18 protein-coding genes and 1 pseudogene are annotated in these 16,294 nt (G+C 40.1%); 8 read left to right on the forward strand and 11 right to left on the reverse strand.

What is annotated here, in order from left to right; genetic code table 11:
• Positions 1-153: 153 nt before the first annotated feature.
• Positions 154-435, forward strand: a complete 282-nt coding sequence (locus tag AC4E8C_RS21965) for a hypothetical protein (protein ID WP_490208757.1) — start codon at positions 154-156, stop codon at positions 433-435.
• 81 nt (positions 436-516) lie between these two features.
• Here the strand turns inward: AC4E8C_RS21965 and AC4E8C_RS21970 are convergent, their stop codons facing one another.
• The gene (locus tag AC4E8C_RS21970) at positions 517-1,032 is read right to left on the reverse strand and encodes a thioredoxin domain-containing protein (protein ID WP_490208758.1); all 516 of its coding nucleotides are present in this window, start codon (positions 1,030-1,032) and stop codon (positions 517-519) included.
• Positions 1,033-1,240: 208 nt separating this feature from the next.
• Here AC4E8C_RS21970 and AC4E8C_RS21975 point away from each other — a divergent pair, with 208 nt between their 5' ends.
• From AC4E8C_RS21975 to AC4E8C_RS21995, 5 genes are all read left to right on the forward strand, one after another.
• Positions 1,241-2,251, forward strand: coding sequence for a sulfonate ABC transporter substrate-binding protein (locus tag AC4E8C_RS21975; RefSeq protein WP_490208759.1), 1,011 nt, complete (start codon positions 1,241-1,243; stop codon positions 2,249-2,251).
• Between the two features lie 9 nt (positions 2,252-2,260).
• Positions 2,261-3,043: an aliphatic sulfonate ABC transporter permease SsuC gene (ssuC, locus tag AC4E8C_RS21980; protein WP_490208760.1), complete on the forward strand. Its 783-nt coding sequence runs from the start codon at positions 2,261-2,263 to the stop codon at positions 3,041-3,043.
• Positions 3,044-3,048: 5 nt separating this feature from the next.
• A complete protein-coding gene (locus tag AC4E8C_RS21985; protein WP_490208761.1) occupies positions 3,049-3,792 on the forward strand; it encodes an ABC transporter ATP-binding protein in 744 nt (247 codons plus the stop codon).
• A 594-nt stretch (positions 3,793-4,386) separates the two neighbouring features.
• On the forward strand, positions 4,387-5,313 hold the full coding sequence (locus AC4E8C_RS21990) for a CPBP family intramembrane glutamic endopeptidase (RefSeq protein WP_490208762.1): 927 nt from the start codon (positions 4,387-4,389) through the stop codon (positions 5,311-5,313).
• Positions 5,314-5,460: 147 nt separating this feature from the next.
• The gene (locus AC4E8C_RS21995; RefSeq protein ID WP_490208763.1) at positions 5,461-5,796 is read left to right on the forward strand and encodes a DUF6054 family protein; all 336 of its coding nucleotides are present in this window, start codon (positions 5,461-5,463) and stop codon (positions 5,794-5,796) included.
• Between the two features lie 313 nt (positions 5,797-6,109).
• Here AC4E8C_RS21995 and AC4E8C_RS22000 read toward each other — a convergent pair whose 3' ends face one another.
• Genes AC4E8C_RS22000 through AC4E8C_RS22010 form a run of 3 tightly spaced genes read right to left on the reverse strand, consistent with a single transcriptional unit; the run spans position 6,110 to position 8,749 of the window.
• Positions 6,110-6,904 (reverse strand): ABC transporter permease, encoded by a 795-nt coding sequence (locus AC4E8C_RS22000; protein ID WP_490208764.1) that lies wholly within the window; start codon positions 6,902-6,904, stop codon positions 6,110-6,112.
• Between the two features lie 3 nt (positions 6,905-6,907).
• Entirely contained in the window at positions 6,908-7,681 is a 774-nt protein-coding gene (locus AC4E8C_RS22005; protein ID WP_490208765.1) for an ABC transporter ATP-binding protein, read from the reverse strand.
• A gap of 18 nt (positions 7,682-7,699) precedes the next feature.
• Positions 7,700-8,749 carry an ABC transporter substrate-binding protein gene (locus AC4E8C_RS22010; RefSeq protein WP_490208766.1) on the reverse strand — a complete coding sequence of 350 codons (1,050 nt, stop codon included), beginning with the start codon at positions 8,747-8,749 and terminating at the stop codon, positions 7,700-7,702.
• Between the two features lie 361 nt (positions 8,750-9,110).
• Between AC4E8C_RS22010 and AC4E8C_RS22015 the strand changes: the two genes are divergently transcribed.
• Both AC4E8C_RS22015 and AC4E8C_RS22020 read left to right on the forward strand, forming a co-directional pair.
• On the forward strand, positions 9,111-9,599 hold the full coding sequence (locus AC4E8C_RS22015) for a DUF1259 domain-containing protein (protein WP_490208767.1): 489 nt from the start codon (positions 9,111-9,113) through the stop codon (positions 9,597-9,599).
• Between the two features lie 41 nt (positions 9,600-9,640).
• Positions 9,641-10,264, forward strand: a complete 624-nt coding sequence (locus AC4E8C_RS22020; protein WP_490208768.1) for a DUF1259 domain-containing protein — start codon at positions 9,641-9,643, stop codon at positions 10,262-10,264.
• A gap of 127 nt (positions 10,265-10,391) precedes the next feature.
• Here the strand turns inward: AC4E8C_RS22020 and AC4E8C_RS22025 are convergent, their stop codons facing one another.
• From AC4E8C_RS22025 to AC4E8C_RS22055, 7 genes and pseudogenes are all read right to left on the reverse strand, one after another.
• The gene (locus AC4E8C_RS22025; protein ID WP_490208769.1) at positions 10,392-11,357 is read right to left on the reverse strand and encodes a hypothetical protein; all 966 of its coding nucleotides are present in this window, start codon (positions 11,355-11,357) and stop codon (positions 10,392-10,394) included.
• Positions 11,358-11,548: 191 nt separating this feature from the next.
• Positions 11,549-11,716 (reverse strand): annotated as a pseudogene (locus tag AC4E8C_RS22030) (VOC family protein); the annotation flags it as partial.
• Positions 11,717-11,755: 39 nt separating this feature from the next.
• Positions 11,756-12,109, reverse strand: a complete 354-nt coding sequence (locus AC4E8C_RS22035) for a hypothetical protein (protein WP_490208770.1) — start codon at positions 12,107-12,109, stop codon at positions 11,756-11,758.
• 23 nt (positions 12,110-12,132) lie between these two features.
• Positions 12,133-12,726, reverse strand: coding sequence for a hypothetical protein (locus tag AC4E8C_RS22040; RefSeq protein ID WP_490208771.1), 594 nt, complete (start codon positions 12,724-12,726; stop codon positions 12,133-12,135).
• A 246-nt stretch (positions 12,727-12,972) separates the two neighbouring features.
• Entirely contained in the window at positions 12,973-14,400 is a 1,428-nt protein-coding gene (gene lpdA, locus AC4E8C_RS22045; RefSeq protein ID WP_490208772.1) for a dihydrolipoyl dehydrogenase, read from the reverse strand.
• A 14-nt stretch (positions 14,401-14,414) separates the two neighbouring features.
• Positions 14,415-15,383, reverse strand: a complete 969-nt coding sequence (locus tag AC4E8C_RS22050) for a ketopantoate reductase family protein (RefSeq protein ID WP_490208773.1) — start codon at positions 15,381-15,383, stop codon at positions 14,415-14,417.
• A complete protein-coding gene (locus AC4E8C_RS22055) occupies positions 15,380-16,294 on the reverse strand; it encodes a malate dehydrogenase (RefSeq protein WP_490208774.1) in 915 nt (304 codons plus the stop codon). Before AC4E8C_RS22055 ends, AC4E8C_RS22050 begins: the two co-directional genes overlap by 4 nt.

A 16,294-nucleotide genomic window follows, 5' to 3' on the forward strand; every position in this document is an offset into this window, starting at 1 on the left:
GATAGTGAAAAAGAGTTCCTGCTTATTGCAAAACGCTCCTCGTTTGATTAACGAAAATTACCCTGTATCTCTAATATCTACATTATTAGCAGATTTACCGTAGATGCTGTATGATTAAAAAAATGATGAAAACTTATATGTGGAGGAGAAGTCATGTTTAATGAAGAATATGAACAACTGTTAAAGAAATCCGTTACGGTGGCACCAGAGTGGTTAAAACAGGATATAGAAAACATTGTGAGCAAGGAACATCTTGCTGGCATTAGCTATGTGATTTCAGAATTGCATCACACCTATACATTTAGTATTAGACATATCCTCTCAGCAAGCCATTTATCAAGCGAGTGGTCACAGGTTTCAAGAGAACGGCTGAACTTTATAGATAATAACATTGATATTATTGTTGCTCTTTACCATGAAGCAAAGAATAAGTAACAAGATAATACATGGGGACGGTTCTTTTGCTCTAAATTTTCGCTTTGCAAATTGACGCATGAGAACCGTCCCCATGCACCCTCACACAAGCACGGCTTCGATTTCTGCTTTTAGTTCATCTGCGGTAATTTCTTTAGGATATTGATATTCTTTGTTGTTGATAAAAACAGTCGGCACCATTTTTACCCCTCTTTGGATTGCCTCTGCGGTTACGCCTAAGCTAATTTCTGTATTTTGTGGTTCTTCTTTTAATTGATATTTTTCTTCTAATAGCTGTTTAATCTCTTGATTGGTCAATTGATCCCATTGTCCTTGGGTGGCAAATAACTCTTTTAGGATTTCTCTTACACGTGCAGGATTCTCGTAATCTAGGAAAAGATTGATTAACGTCCCGTTCAACAGCATCTCTCTAGGCTTGTCATAATGTTTCACAATATATTCTATTTGCCCATTCTCTATGTACTCCTGTAAAACATCTTCGGCCATCCCAAAAAATGTCGCGCAATACGGACAGGTTAAATTCAAGAACACTTCCACCTTGATCGGCGCATCCTTCTGCCCATAGCTCAGTTGAGTATTCTTCAGTTGATTCGTCAATTCATTCACTCACTTTCAGTAAAAATTAAATTTTCTTATTTTTTTAAATTTTAATAATTCCCACCTATATTGTCAACATTAATCCACTGAATGGATAAAGATTTACTGCATAAAACCGATTAAACTCATTTGACTTAAAGGATTGTAATAATTTATAATTTTTGGGATAGTTAAAATTTTCTAATTTAAAAAACAGGGGGAAGTAACAATGAAAAAGGGGTTAGTTGTATTACTAGGAATATTCATGCTCTTTGCACTTGCAGCATGTAATGCAAAGACAAATTCCGCATCAGGGACGAAGAAAGAAGAAACAAAGTCCTCTAATACCGTTGAAACGGTTAAAATAGGATTTCAAAAAGGGAATGCTCTACATATCCTTAAATCACGAGGAAATTTAGATAAAGCCTTAGAAAAACAAAATATCAAAATTGAGTGGGTTGAGCTTGCCACTGGCGGCGCCTTACTTGAAGCCTTAAACACCAACAATATTGACTTTGGTCATGCGGCAGATGCCAATGCTGTTTTTGCACAAGCATCAGGGATGCCGTTAGTGTATGTGGCTTCTGAACATCCAAATCCAGAGGGTCTAGCAATTATTGTCCAAAAAGACTCAAAAATCAAAACAGCTGCTGATTTGAAGGGGAAAAAGATCGCCATCGGGAAGGGCTGGAATTCACACTATTTGTTAATGAAGGCTTTGCAAAAAGAGGGTCTCACGACGAAAGATGTTGAATTTGCCTATGTGAAAGACGCATCTGAAGGCAGAGCAGCATTCGAATCAAAACGTGTCGATGCGTTAGGGTTTTGGGATCCCTTCCTAGCCGTATTAGAAAAGGATATCAGTCCAAAGATCTTACTGGATGGAACGGGGTTTACCAACAACAGAACCTATTATTTTGCATCAGAAGATTTTTCAAAGAATCATAGTGACGTATTAAAAACTATTTTAGAAGAATTGAACAAATCAGATGAATGGGCAAATAATAATAAGACAGAACTTGCCAAAATGCTGGCGGATGCCCTTGGCATTCCAGTAGAAGCGCTACAAAAAACAGTGGACCGCAGAACATACGGAGTACAAGAAATTACCGATGACGTGGCAGCAGAACAGCAAGACATCGCTGATACATTTTTACAAGAGGGTCTAATAGAAAAAGAGATTTCCGTTTCAGATATGATCACGAAAGATCCAAAATGGTTCCCAGAAAGTCTTAAATAGGTGATAGAAATGATAAAGAAGAATAATACGAGAATTGAAGGGATACTGCCTTGGATTCTACCGCTATCTCTTATTATTTTATGGCAAATTACTTCTAGTAATGAATGGATTCCTTCCCGTTTGTTCCCGGCACCTACTGTCATTGTGCAAACGGGAATTGAACTGATTCAATCCGGCATCCTATTCTACCATTTAGGAATTAGTACGTACCGTGCTCTTGTCGGTCTACTCATAGGAGGAGGCATTGGCTTCATCCTTGGGCTAATCAATGGATTGTTCCCATTCGCAGGTAAATTCTTTGATTCAACGATTCAAATGATTCGGAATGTCCCCCATTTGGCCTTAATACCGCTGGTTATTATTGGGTTAGGCATTGGTGAGACGGCCAAAATCTTCTTGGTCTCGCTCGGGGTGTTATTTCCCATTTATGTGAACACCTACCATGGCATTCGTACGGTGGACCGCGGTTTAATTGAAATGGGAAGAGTGTACGGCCTTAGTTCTTGGGAGCTTTTTCGAAAAATCATCCTGCCGGGGGCACTCCCATCCATTTTCGTTGGTCTTCGTTATGCCTTAGGACTAATGTGGTTAACATTAATTGTGGCGGAAACGATTGCTTCGGATTCTGGAATTGGCTACATGGCGATGAACGCGCGTGAATTTATGAAAACAGATGTCATCATATTAAGTATTATTATTTATGCCTTACTTGGAAAACTGGCAGATGTCTTAGCCAAGTTTATCGAAGAAAAAACGTTAAAATGGCATCCAAGCTATGCAAAAAAGAGGTGAAAGAAATGGAACAAAGAGCAGGTCTCCAGGTGTCGAAGATTTCGAAATCATTTGGCAGTGTTCAGGTGTTAGAGCAGCTGGACTTATCGGTACAACAAGGTGAATTTATTTCGATTGTGGGGCGCAGCGGCTGTGGAAAAAGTACCTTCCTTCGCTTATTAGCAGGGCTTGATGAGCCGACGACAGGGGAAATCAACCTCAATAACCAAACGATAAAAGGAATCAATCCTGAGGTACGGGTCATGTTCCAGGAATCCAGGCTTTTACCATGGTTAACCGTTGTGGAAAATGTCGAGATTGGCTTAAAAGACAAAGGATCCTTATCCAAGTTGGAAAAGAAACAACAAGCAACAGCCATGCTTGAACAAGTCGGGCTGAAAGGCCGGGAAAATGAATGGCCGCACGTCTTGTCAGGCGGGCAAAAGCAGCGGGTCTCCCTGGCCCGGGCCCTCATTAGCAAGCCGCAGCTGCTATTATTAGACGAACCATTAGGGGCGCTGGATGCCTTTACCCGACTAGAAATGCACCAATTAATTTTAAATCTTTGGAAAGAACATCAATTTACCGCATTTCTTGTCACCCATGATGTATCTGAGGCTATCTCTTTGGCAGACCGGGTCTTACTGCTAGAAAAGGGCAAAATCGCAATGGACCTCAACGTAACCATCAAGCGGCCGCGGGAAAGAGACGATCATCAGGTGTCCGAATTAGAAACAAAAGTCATCCATCGCGTCATGAGCCTTCATTAAGCAGCTGGAACTTGTCCGATGTGAGTTGGGCAACACGATAATGAGTAAGCTAAACCGGGCGAAAAATGCGCCCGGCCTTTTTTTATCCGTTCAGATCATTGGAATCTTCCTAGTTTAAGGGAACGAAGCGGCTTTGCATTTACTTTGAGAGGCGGTTTTTTCTTCTAAACGGTAATGCAACGCCTTTCCTTTTACCTTGTGAGGCGGTTTTCTCTTCTAAAGGGTAATGCAACGCCTTTCCTTTTACCTTGTGAGGCGGTTTTTTCTTCTAAAGGGTAATGCAACTCCTTTCCTTTTACCTTGTGGGGCATTTTTTTCTTCTAAAGGGTAATGCACTCCTTTCCTTTTACCTTGTGAGGCGGTTTTTTCTTCTAAAGGGTAATGCAACGCCTTTCCTTTTACCCTGTGAGGCGGTTTTTTTATTGAAGGGTAATGGAACCACCTCCCATTTACCTTGAAAGACGATTATCACTTGTAAAGGGAAATGCAACGCCTTTCACAAAAGTGTCTTAACCCCCGCCCAATAGAAGGTGTTTTGACAAATAATCACGAATATTATTTTTTAGTAGTTTGAATTGTTGAGGTGAATAACTTTTGGAGGAAAATTTTTTCAAACTAAATAAGGGTATTAATAAATGGTGGAATTATATTATTTCCTTTTTTCTATTACTGATTGTTGTAGTACTAAGTGATGAATTATCTGTACAAGTCTACAAGTGGTATGTGGAACATGACGGGAGTGCCGCTAGTTTTTATAGTTCTGATGTAGGCCAAGCTATTTCGTTCAATCCCTATATTAACTATTCCTTTTTACAATTTTATAATGTTTTTTGTTTAATTGGAATTGCGTTGGTTATGCTGCTGATTCATAGGAGAAGTGTGATTACCCTAATCACCCCCCATAAAAAAGTACATTGGGGTAAGATCGGGTGGGGATTTTTGATTTTACTATTGGCAATGTGTGTAACAACCTTTTTTGATTACTTACTATTTCCAAGTGATTATAAGTTAAATAGACTTACCATCGAGCTCTTTTTAAAGGTATCCGGATTATTAATCATCTTTTTACCTATCCAAACCTTGATGGAAGAGCTCTTTTTAAGAGGTTACTTGATGCAGTGGATTGGCTCAATGACCAATAACAAGATTGTACTTTCCATTGTTGTGGGTCTCATTAATGGCGGGCTGCTTATTTATGTCGACCCATATCTCATGGAACCTGTTTATACGGGGTTAAGTTATATTGTTATAGGAATCCTTCTATCGTATATAACAGCTAAAACTAATAGTTTGGAAATCGCAATTGGGGTAAAATTTGCCTATTACTTAGCAATTAGTGTTCTTAACATGCTTGGTTTTACCCGTTATCAGTTCTTTCCCAATTACTACTCTATACCGAGTCTTTATACGAAGATGTATCTTTTTTGGATCATTATATTGTTTGGAATATTAACCATCTTAACTCTTAAAAAATTTAAAAATAAAAACGATATGAATCAGATCGAAAGGAATTTTTACTAACTTGGTATAAAAGCATTATAGCCAAGATATGATGTTTGGAATTCTACAAATATAGGTTTTACTAATAATCCGGTTTTCTTCAAGGGGACAAAAATAGTAAAAAACGAATTTAACGAAATAATTACTATAGGGGAGGATGAGTTAATTATGGCAAAATATGAAAAGACTATGATTGGTCAATTTGAGGAAGTGGTAAATCATTTACAAAACGATATAGGTAATAGTGGAATAAGTATGAATTTAGTTGATGAAAGCAACTACACTATTGGAGATACTAAAATAGCCGTTCGAGTTTATGATAAATATTTTATGAGAAATGGAAACAGAGCAAGTTTGAGCCTTACTGTAGTCGGTCATAACAGTAATATTTTTATTTCAGCAATTGGTGCTGGTGGGGGACAAGGTGTTATTTTTAACTTTAGTCTTGGTGCTGAAGATGATATGGTGGCAATTGTGCAACAAAGTATAGAACAAATGGAATAATACATAATTTTATTCCTAATCGCAGTTTCCTCACAATACGGTGGAATTATTTTGTTGAAGCAGTCACGATTTTATTGCTGGAATAAATGTATTCGGATGTTATGTTTTATCCCCCTAACCGAGATTCGCAATATTTACCAAGATGACCCCTTTTACCTCTTAAAGGGTAATGCAACGACCTTGCACCACCTGGGGCTTTCTATTCCGAAACCATAAAAGGCATAACTAGCTCTTATCTGCTAGTTATGCCTTTTCATTTGCAAAACTTCCAACGCTACCTCAAAGAGGAGCACGAGAACCACCCCCATGCACCCTACTTCCAAGGAATCAAGACGCGTTCGAGCCATTGCAGTCCCCGATTGAATAGTAATCCCAATAGTGATAGGAGGAGGACGCCGGCCATTAGTTTGGTGGTGATCATAAGGTTACCGTAGTGCAGGACCATGGCGCCAATTCCATATTGGGCCGCAATCATTTCCGCTGAGACAAGCAGCAGAAGGGCTGTGCCGGCTGCCAGTTTTAATCCGGCAAATATGGTAGGAAGTGCCCCAGGTAAAATAACCTTGCGAATCACGTTGACATGATTGGATCCAAAGGTTACTGCGGCTTTAATCAGAATCGGGTCGACACTTTTCACTCCGGAGAAAGTATTAATTAATACTGGGAAAAATACCCCAAGTGCGATGATCGCCACTTTTGGCATTTCGCCAATCCCAAACCAAAGAATAATCAACGGCAATAGAGCAATTTTTGGAATCGGATAGATCGAATACACAATTGGTGTAAACACCGCATCCGCCCATTTAGAAAACCCAAGCATAAGCCCGACAAGAATCCCCAATACGGCACCAATCACATAGCCTCCCAGGATCCGATACAAGCTCGCTACTAAGTTTTTAAACAATTCCCCGCTGCTAATCATTTCCCAGCCATCCATAATAATCGCGGATGGCGCCGGCAAAAATAGCGGTGGCACGATTTGTAAGCGGCAGACCAGCTCCCAGATGAGCAGCAAAGCAATAATCCCCGCAACCGAAACATAACCTGGAATTTTTTGCTCTAGGAAGGCAACACGATTTTTGATAACCTTCTTTGTTGTTTTTTCCATCTCTTACGCCTCCTTTAATGCAGCTTGAGCGTCGTGACGGATTAAATTCCAAATCTGGTCTGCGTATCGCTCGAATTGCTGGCGATATTGTTCTTGATCACGACCCATTCTCGGCAGGTCAATCTTGATAATCTCTTTGATTTCACCGGGATGCCGCGACAGAACAATCACTCGGTCCGCCAAGTACACGGCTTCTTGAATATTATGGGTAACATAAAGCGTACTTAATTTCGTCCGATTCCAAATGGTTAGTAATTCTTCCTGCATAATCGTACGTGTCTGCGCATCCAATGCCGAAAACGGCTCGTCCATCAGAAGCAAGTCAGGTTCTACCGCGAGAGCCCGGGCAATCCCTGCCCGCTGCTTCATCCCGCCGGAAAGCTGTTTGGGATAAGACTTTTCAAAACCGGTGAGCCCCACCATATCAATATATCGCTGACCGATTTCTTGACATTCCTTTTTGCTCATCCCTCTTTCCTCTAAACCATAAATGACATTCTGATAAACCGTGCGCCATGGCAGGAGGGCAATTTCTTGAAACACAATCCCTAACGAGGGCTCCTTTTCCTGCCCGCCTTCAAAATAGACTTCACCCTGGCTGGGCGACAGCAATCCTCCGACAATATTCAGCAGGGTTGATTTGCCACAGCCGCTTGGTCCAACCAGTACCACAAACTCTTGTTCCTCAATCGAAAAATTAATATTCTTCAGTGCTGTTACTTCATTTTTTTTCTTATCCGCGAATCGTTTTTCTACATTCTCAATGACGACTCTCATGTAGTCACTTCCTTACTGCTATTTCAGTGCATCCTCAAGCAATTTTGTATTGACAATCTCTTTTGCATCGATGGCTTTATCAATCAGTTTTTCCTTTGCATACCAATCAATTTGGGTTTGAATGTCAGATTCCAGCAGTTTGCCGTCTGGATCCATATATGGAAGACCCTTTTTAATCAACTCTGGATCTTGGTCTACATATTTGGCGATAATATTCACTACTTCATCGTAGTTCTCACCTGGCACAACTTTCCCGTCTTTTGTAGTTAATACGGCATCATAGTAGTAACGAGTAGCCTTTGCATAAGCCTTTAAAAAGCGGACGGCCGCATCTTTATTTTCAGCAAACTTTGGTGAGTAGAAGACGCCGGAAGTTTGGTAATCCATTTCATCCCCCACTTGGGTGATCACTTTTCCATAGCCTTCTTGAACAACCGTAGAAATATTCGGCTCATTTAAAATAACCGCATCTACTTGCTTACTATTCAAAGCTTCCATCAACCCTTTAATGCTGTTAAGTGGTACCAATTGAACGTCTTTTAATGAAAGACCATGATTTTCTAAAATTCTGCCGGCCATATAGTGAAAAGTAGAACCGGTTTGGGTAATCCCAATTTTCTTCCCTTTTAAGTCTTTTGGAGAGCTAACATCTGAATCCTTTGGCACGAGCAAGGCTGACGATGAGAACCCTTTCGCTTCACGGCCTTTATCGGCGACAATCCAAAGTTTCTGCCCGCCCGCTACCATATTGTAAAGACTAGCGGAAATACCGGTGGCGCCCACATCGACACTTCCTCCTGCTGTAGCAACAGCGATGGGCTGAGCCGCCTCAAACCATTTGATATTCGTTTTAATGCCCTCTTCTTTAAAAAATCCCTTGTCCATTGCTATAAATAGTGGAGCGGAACTCGTTAACTTTAACATTCCAATATTAACAGAAACCTCTTCAGCAGACTTCTTCCCCGTACCTGAAGACTTGCTTCCCTTATCCTCCTGCTGCCCGCAGCCAGCAAGCACCAGCACAAGCGTCAAAACGACCGCCAGCATACTTAACATTCTTTGCTTCATCACTTTAAACCTCCAAAGTTATTTTAATACCTACTATTATAACGCAACTCCTTACAAAATCGACATAATTTTCTAAAAAGTTACATGTAGTTCGGTTTCCCTTGTCTATGATATCACTTAAGAAGGAAAAGTTGTGTTGCTATGAATTAAAGGAATTTCATTTTCTTCTTTTGCTTCAAGTCTACTTTTAAGTTTGGCGGCTGAAGAATCATTTAGTCTTATTTCATAGTTTTGTCACCCCACATAATTAAATCACTCAACAAAACATGAAAATGGGCTTTTGTTACTTGAGATTCGTCTATTCTTGTCCAATTTCCCTGAATAAACTGATAAGTGAACAGTGGACAAGGAGGTGATAGATTTGGAAAGAAATAATTTTCAAAATGAAATGGGATCAAGTACACCTGGTGTATGGCGGCCTGCAAGGAGAAGTAGTAACAGTAATTCTGTTGGTGGAATCAACACGTCAACCTGCCAACAATTAGCCGATATTATCGGGGGTGTGGTCATCGCATCAACACCAGCATGTGTCGTTCAGCGACTGCGAAATATTAATGCTACGATTTTAGGCCGCCGCACCGAATCCCCCTTAGCCCTTCCATTTGCCCTTTCCTTTGAAAACAATGTAAGAGGAAGAACCCTTAATCTTGGGGAAACTGTACTCCTTCAAAGAGAAGCTAATGCTTTGATGTCTGCATTACAAAGAAGAGGCCTTATCGTAACTGCTTTCCATAACCACTGGCTGTTTGAAAAGCCACGGTTAATGTATATGCATTGGGAGAACGTTGGAGATCCATTTGAGTTTGCAAGGAATAGTTTTGAAGCAGCAAAAGAAGCAGGCTTTTTCTAAAACTGCAGCTTATTAGATTAGAAACAAGGAGGTGATTTTTAATGGAAAGAAGAGACGTTTTTAATAATATGTTCAGATTTGTTAATCGCGATAACGATCCAAGCCTTTTAGAGGAAAATCAGATGGATGTAGAAGTTGAATCCAGCTCAAGAACAACTGGGCATCAGTCTAACAGAAGGGTTAGCAATCAGATGGATTTCGAAATGGAATCTAGTTCAAACCTTATGGGACAGGAGTCAAGCGAACGAATGACAAGTAATCATCATGGTCAGGTTAGGGATATATCCACCTCCACATGCCAGCGACTGGCAGATATTATCGGCGGCGAGGTTATCTCAGCAGCTCCTGTTTGTACGGTCATGCGGCTGCGAAATATTAATGCTACGATTTTAGGCCGCCGCACACGTTCACCACTTGCACTTCCGTTTATGTTATCCTTTGAAAATAATGGTTTAAATCTTGGTGAATCGGTAGTTCTCCAAAGAGAACTTAATCGATTTATTGCAGCTTTAAGGAAAAGAAGGCTTATCGTAACAGCTTTTCATAACCATTGGCTGTTTGAAAATCCACGGTTAATGTATATTCATTGGGAGAATGTTGGCATGTCAGCGGAAGAGTTTGCTAGAAATAGTATTTCTGCCGCAAGGGAAGCCGGGTTATTCTAAAAATAAAGCCATTTGTGATCCTTTTTAAATAATCACAAATGGCTTTTTTTGTGTGAAAAACAAATTTGAATTTCTTATTTCTAGTCAAATTCCATTCTTTAACAAAACTGGAACCGTTAGCACTACTTTAAAAAGAAAAATCAATCTCGAATGGGGGCTTGTCAACACCAGATAATGGTTTCGCTATTCTAATAGTTTCTACTTTTCCTATTGATAAGGGCCCTGTCTTAACCAGATTAAAGGTTAATTGTTCCCCATCTTTCTCATCCTGTGGTTCGAACACCGTACTCGTTTCAATTAAAGAATATTCTGGTGTGATGGTGCCGTTTTTTACGTCAAGAGGAGCGATCAGCATATGATCATTCACGAAATCCAATACGACATAAGTTTCCTTATCTCCCTCAATCACATAATAGGAAGATTTACTAACCGAACTAGCAAATCCGGAAAAGTAGGGAAATGTTAAAAGAAAAAACAGAAGTATAGACATCCCAACGATATAATTTTTCTTTTTAAAAATGAAGCGCCAGCCCAAAAACAAAATGAAGATGGAGAATATCACAACCAATATATTTATGCCTTCAAATGCTCTAGATAACATACTTATGTGTTTCTTATCTAATGGAGTAGATTGTAAAATACGATCAAAATAAAATCCCAAGAACTTTCCAAGACTTGAAGCCGACAAGCCAACTAGTAAGAAAAAAATAATGCCACTACTAAGAATTCTGTCTACATCTGCTGATCGTTCTCTACTTTCACGTTTGCGTTTAAGAATTTTATCAGCTGCTTTTGATGTAAAGCGATCAAATAAATGATAGATCTCAGGAAAAATTAAAATAAATAGCGGAAACAAGATTAAAATCAGGCTATTTCTTGCTATGATCGTAGGGTCCAAACTAATAAATGAAGAGGGGTATTTATAAAAATGAGAAACACCCCACTCATATGAAAACGTAATACCATAGCCTAAAATAGGAATAGGAGTAATCCAAACGGCTATATCCCATCCTTTAAAATGTCTTCCTTGTTTACTTTCACCATCTCCTCCCTTTATTTTTTTTTCATAAATGTTGAATTGTTCTTGCCTCATTTTTTTCCTCCAATCCTTGAATCTAGTGATTTATCCTCATATAAATTTAGGTCAACATACTATAATTCAACATTTTCTGTAGAATTCCTCTAGTATTGGACTACACTGCATGTTCCCTGAATATGAAAAAACGATCCTTCTTATTGAAGAATCGCTCCCGTTTCAACAAAATATGAATAATTACAATTCGTTTATTTTTCCCATAACTCAATCATTCTACCATTAGGGTCTTCAACCTTTTTCCAATTTCACTACTCTCTTGTTCCTTCTCAAGAGGTACACCGATTTGTTCAAGATGTTGAGTAGTCTGGTTTAGATTATCCCTTGAAATTTAACATTACTTGCTGTTCTTTTGGAAATTACTGTAATCTTCAGCAAAAAAAATTAAACATTCAAAATTAATTTAATGGACCAGTCACTTCAAGGCACCTTCCAGTATACGCGTCCATCCTAACGGTACGTTCTTCGCCATTTTTGGTTTTCAGTGTTACATTCAACTCACGTTGATTAGTGATCTGATTAAAAAAACCACTTTTTTTATCAATGGAAAATTTCTCCGCTTTAATATTTTCCCAATTCATAACCACGGCTTCTATTCCTAATCTTTTTGATGGAGATTGCAAACACAAAGCTGCACGACCTATGGCTTTCTCAGTTGCCAATATTGGCTTTTGGTATGTAAATGCAAAACAAATAATTAGTAAAACTAAAGTGGGAAAGCCTCTTTTCTTCAGGTTTATGACCTTTAACATGCTTCCATCACCCTCTCTAAATCTCAAATAAAATAAAAGTGATATACATAATATTTGTCTCCTGAGGGAGTATTGATGGTTATACTGCCTACAAAGTAACCAGGTTCTTTAGGCAGTATAACTGTCTCGAGATATTCATCCTTCATGTCCTTGAAAGTAGGTTTTATATCACTTGGCCCCAGACTCTTGCCATCTTTTGTATAGCTGCCGCTTACGATCCTTCTAACTCCATTGGCAGGGCCCTCTTTGGATTCGAGCTCGCCAGAAGGCATTTTATTTTTTAAAGTTAGGACAGACTCTTTATCAAATGATACTGCTGTTTTTCCTTTCAATGCTTCTTCCTCTGTTACACTGTCACAAGAACTTGGACCTATAGCAGCACTTGGACGAATGGGACTTGGGCCTATATTCGTCTTATCTTCTTTATTGGAACTCTCTTTGCACTGGCCATATTCATAGATTTCTAACTGTTGCCCGCCTACACGAACAGTAGGAATGTAGTTTAAGTGTACTAAGTCCCTCTTCCTCTCTTTCGCTTCCATCACCTGTTTATAACCTGAAAAAGCTGCTAATGCTGCTATAACCACTATTACCCCAAACAATAAATATCTTCTCATAAGCTCCCCCTTCTTCTATATAACTATTCTACTGATTGTTATATTTTTCCTTTTAAAAGATGCATAGGGACGGTTCTTTTGCTCTAAAGTGACGTGAGGAAATACCTCTTCAGTATGAGAGGAGTGCGTTTTCCTTTAGGCATCTGCTTTTAAGTTGCTTTTTGCTGGAATACCACAAAAAAAAGCACAGAGACTCTGCGCTTTTACTTACTATATAACTTTAGTTAAAATGGAGGACGCCTTTTGTCAGCGAGCAAGAGTCGTCTGTGCTAGTGAATGAATCCCTCTGCCTGAAGTGGCTTCAGCTGTTTCCACTATCACTTCCGCTAGTGTTGGGTGTGCATGTATGGTGGAACTAATATCTCGGACCGTTCCGCCCATTTCTATCGCAAAACCAATTTCTGCAATTAACTCGGACACGCCATGTCCAACGATCTCAGCTCCCAAAATGACCCCCGTTTCCTTTTCGGCCACAATGGTCATAAACCCCTCTGCGGCACCCATGGAAAGAGCCCGGCCGTTAGCGGAAAAAGAAAATTTGCCCACTTCAACTTCATATTGTTCATTTTTTGCGGCTTCTTCTGAAAAACCTACCGCGGCAATTTCCGGATCAGAGAATACAACTAATGGGATCGCCTGGTAGTCGACTGCGCTCGGCAATCCGCAAATCACTTCCGCCGCAACTTTCCCTTCAAATGAAGCTTTATGGGCTAACGCAGGTCCGGCAACAATATCTCCTATCGCAAAAATCCCTGGTTCACTTGTTCGGCATTGTTCATCTACCTTAATAAAACCTTTCCCGTCTACATGAATATCAAGGACTTCTAGACCGATTTCATCGGTGTTCGGTCTTCTTCCCGCTGTTACTAATAAATAATCCGCTGTGATCTGGTGATTGATACCATTTACCTCATATAAAATGGTGACCTCATTTTCAGATTGTTCCGTATCAGTGACCTTAGCGTTTGTGATAATATCGATATGTTCCTTTTTCATATTCCGTTTCACAAGCTGAACGAAGCGTTTATCAAATTGAGGCAAAATGGCTGGCTGTGCTTCTAAAATGGTTACTTTCGTACCGAATTTGGCGTAAGCTTGGCTAAGCTCTACACCAATGTAACCCCCGCCAATCACAGCAAGGCTCTGTGGGATGTCCTGCAAATTAAGTGCTTCTGTTGATGAGATAATCCGTGAACCAAATGGGATTCCCGGGATTTCAACCGGCCGTGACCCCGTTGCAATGATACAATCAGTAAACCGAAATCGATTACTCTCATATCCATTAAGTACTCTTACTTCATTTTTATTAATAAAAAAGGCCTCACCTTTTATGACTTCTACCTTATTTCCCTTTAGAAGACCTGAGACGCCATCCGTTAGTTTTTTTACAATATTCTCCTTATAGCTTTGGACCTTGGAGAAGTTAACCGTCACACCCTCTACCTCAAATCCCAGCTCGCATCCCTGGCGAATCGATTGATAGCGATCTGCGGCCGATATTAATGTTTTCGAAGGTATGCAGCCTTTATTCAGGCACACACCGCCCAGATCTTCCTTTTCAACGAGTGTCACCGTTTTCCCTAGTTGCGACGCACGGATCGCAGCGACATAACCGCCGGGGCCGCCGCCAATAATCAGTAAATCAACTTCGATTGCTACCTCTCCCACAACCATCTTGTTACCTCCAGTTAAATTTTCTGTTCCAATCTATTCGTTTGCTGCGGCACATGATAGTCTTCTAGCATTTTAATCATGTTATAAACAGACTGATTATACGGAACGTGCATTTGACATTTTTCTGCCTCTCTAATGATCGCGCCATTAATCGCTTCAATTTCCGTTTTCTTTTTCTTCATTAAATCTTGAGCCATCGACGGGTAATGGTCTCCTGCTTGATCTGGTGTCGATACGTCGCGCAATTTATTCATGACACTTTCCTCGTTTATCTCTATATCAAGGTACCTGGCCACATTGCCTACTTCCTCGACGATGTTTCTTAGCATCTGAATACCAAGTGGATGGTTTCCAACCTGCCCTGTGGTTAATCGTGTTAAGGCCGTTACGGAATTGATGGCAGCGTTAAAGGCTAATTTTTCCCATACAGCAATCATCGTGTTAGTAGAGATGCGTGTATGTAATGAGGCTTTATTCAGCGCTTCTTCTACCTTTAAAACCACAGCTTGAGAAGTTCCTCGCAACTCGGTGATTAAGGTCTCTCCCGATCCGCCAATTTCAATTACCCCTGGTCCAAACAAATCACTGCTGTATGTAGTTGTCCCAACAATAATCCGATCTAAACCGACGTAATTGGCAATCGACTCTTTATTGCCAAGTCCATTTTGCAACGTCAAAATATGGGTGTTAGGCGAAATTAATGAAGAATATTTGTTCAGTGCCTTCTCCGTATATTGCGCCTTGGTAAAAATAATTAACACGTCATAGACTTGGTCTACTTGAGGCTCCACATAGGCCTCAATGATGATCGTCTTTTCTTCACTGCCTCGTTTTACTTTCAATCCCTTATTTTGAATGGCGTTAACATGCTCTTGCCAAACATCATAAAGGGTGACAGGATAACCTGCTTCTAAAAGCTGGGCTCCAAACCTGCAGCCCATGGCACCGGCACCAATAATCGCAAACGTTAATTGTTCAGTCATAGGCTGCTCCCTTGAGCTTGAAGCAGCTCGTTTACTTGGTTGTTAATTTTTTCTTTAATTCTGTTAAACTCTGATTGTTCCTCTTCTGCTATCGAAAATTCGTGAATTCTTTCGATTCCATTTCTGCCAATAATGACAGGCTGACCAATCGAAATACCGTCCGCTCCAATCGCCGAACAAGGGATACATTCTTTTGTATCATTTACGATTGCTTTAACAATTCGCGCTATATTAATAGAAGAAAGCCAGCCTGAGGTTCTTCCTGAATTAAGGGATTGATACTCAGCAAACCAATTCTTAATTATTTGTTGAACTTGAAGTTTTTGCTCTTCCGTTAAACTAACAGGGTTGTGCTCCACAAAAATATGGCTGAAGATCGGTACTTGTTCCTCCCCATGCTCTCCTAACACAATGGCATCAATTGCCTCAATTGGTTGATGGAGAACCCGGGATAGAGCCCAGCGAAAGCGGAAGGTATCATTCAGTGAGAAACCAATGATTCTGTTAGGGTCGATATGGACGGTGCGCTGGAGTAGTGAATTAATAATATCTAGAGGATTCGTAGCTGTAATGATAATTGGATTTGTGGTGTACTGATTTAAATAAGCAGCTATTTGCTGGATAATTTTATAATTGCCTTCCAAATAGTCCATTCGGGAGGCAACCTGCTTCTCAGGAATACCAACTGTATTGATGACAATATCCGTTCCCCTTAATAAGGAAAAGTCACCGCTCGTAATTTTTGTAGTGGAAAGTTCCGCAATCGCTTGTTCAAGATCCATTTTATGGCTTGCTGCGACATTTTCTTTTAGATCAATCAAACAAATTTCATCGACTAGATTTTGCTGGGCAAGGACAAAAGCAGTTGTTGCCCCTAATGTCCCCGCACCGCCTAGAATACTTATTTTCAT

Source organism: Neobacillus sp. SRL179 (assembly GCF_984799095.1).

Excerpts from the sequence above, each read along its gene's own strand:
- AC4E8C_RS22040 (WP_490208771.1), bottom strand. The coding sequence starts at position 12,726 with ATGAGAAGATATTTATTGTTTGGGGTAATAGTGGTTATAGCAGCATTA.
- ssuC (WP_490208760.1), top strand. The coding sequence starts at position 2,261 with ATGATAAAGAAGAATAATACGAGAATTGAAGGGATACTGCCTTGGATT.
- AC4E8C_RS22010 (WP_490208766.1), bottom strand. The coding sequence starts at position 8,749 with ATGAAGCAAAGAATGTTAAGTATGCTGGCGGTCGTTTTGACGCTTGTG.
- AC4E8C_RS21995 (WP_490208763.1), top strand. The coding sequence starts at position 5,461 with ATGGCAAAATATGAAAAGACTATGATTGGTCAATTTGAGGAAGTGGTA.
- AC4E8C_RS21985 (WP_490208761.1), top strand. The coding sequence starts at position 3,049 with ATGGAACAAAGAGCAGGTCTCCAGGTGTCGAAGATTTCGAAATCATTT.
- AC4E8C_RS21975 (WP_490208759.1), top strand. The coding sequence starts at position 1,241 with ATGAAAAAGGGGTTAGTTGTATTACTAGGAATATTCATGCTCTTTGCA.
- AC4E8C_RS22020 (WP_490208768.1), top strand. The coding sequence starts at position 9,641 with ATGGAAAGAAGAGACGTTTTTAATAATATGTTCAGATTTGTTAATCGC.
- AC4E8C_RS22025 (WP_490208769.1), bottom strand. The coding sequence starts at position 11,357 with ATGAGGCAAGAACAATTCAACATTTATGAAAAAAAAATAAAGGGAGGA.
- AC4E8C_RS22050 (WP_490208773.1), bottom strand. The coding sequence starts at position 15,383 with ATGACTGAACAATTAACGTTTGCGATTATTGGTGCCGGTGCCATGGGC.
- lpdA (WP_490208772.1), bottom strand. The coding sequence starts at position 14,400 with ATGGTTGTGGGAGAGGTAGCAATCGAAGTTGATTTACTGATTATTGGC.
- AC4E8C_RS21965 (WP_490208757.1), top strand. The coding sequence starts at position 154 with ATGTTTAATGAAGAATATGAACAACTGTTAAAGAAATCCGTTACGGTG.
- AC4E8C_RS22055 (WP_490208774.1), bottom strand. The coding sequence starts at position 16,294 with ATGAAAATAAGTATTCTAGGCGGTGCGGGGACATTAGGGGCAACAACT.
- AC4E8C_RS22035 (WP_490208770.1), bottom strand. The coding sequence starts at position 12,109 with ATGTTAAAGGTCATAAACCTGAAGAAAAGAGGCTTTCCCACTTTAGTT.
- AC4E8C_RS22000 (WP_490208764.1), bottom strand. The coding sequence starts at position 6,904 with ATGGAAAAAACAACAAAGAAGGTTATCAAAAATCGTGTTGCCTTCCTA.
- AC4E8C_RS22005 (WP_490208765.1), bottom strand. The coding sequence starts at position 7,681 with ATGAGAGTCGTCATTGAGAATGTAGAAAAACGATTCGCGGATAAGAAA.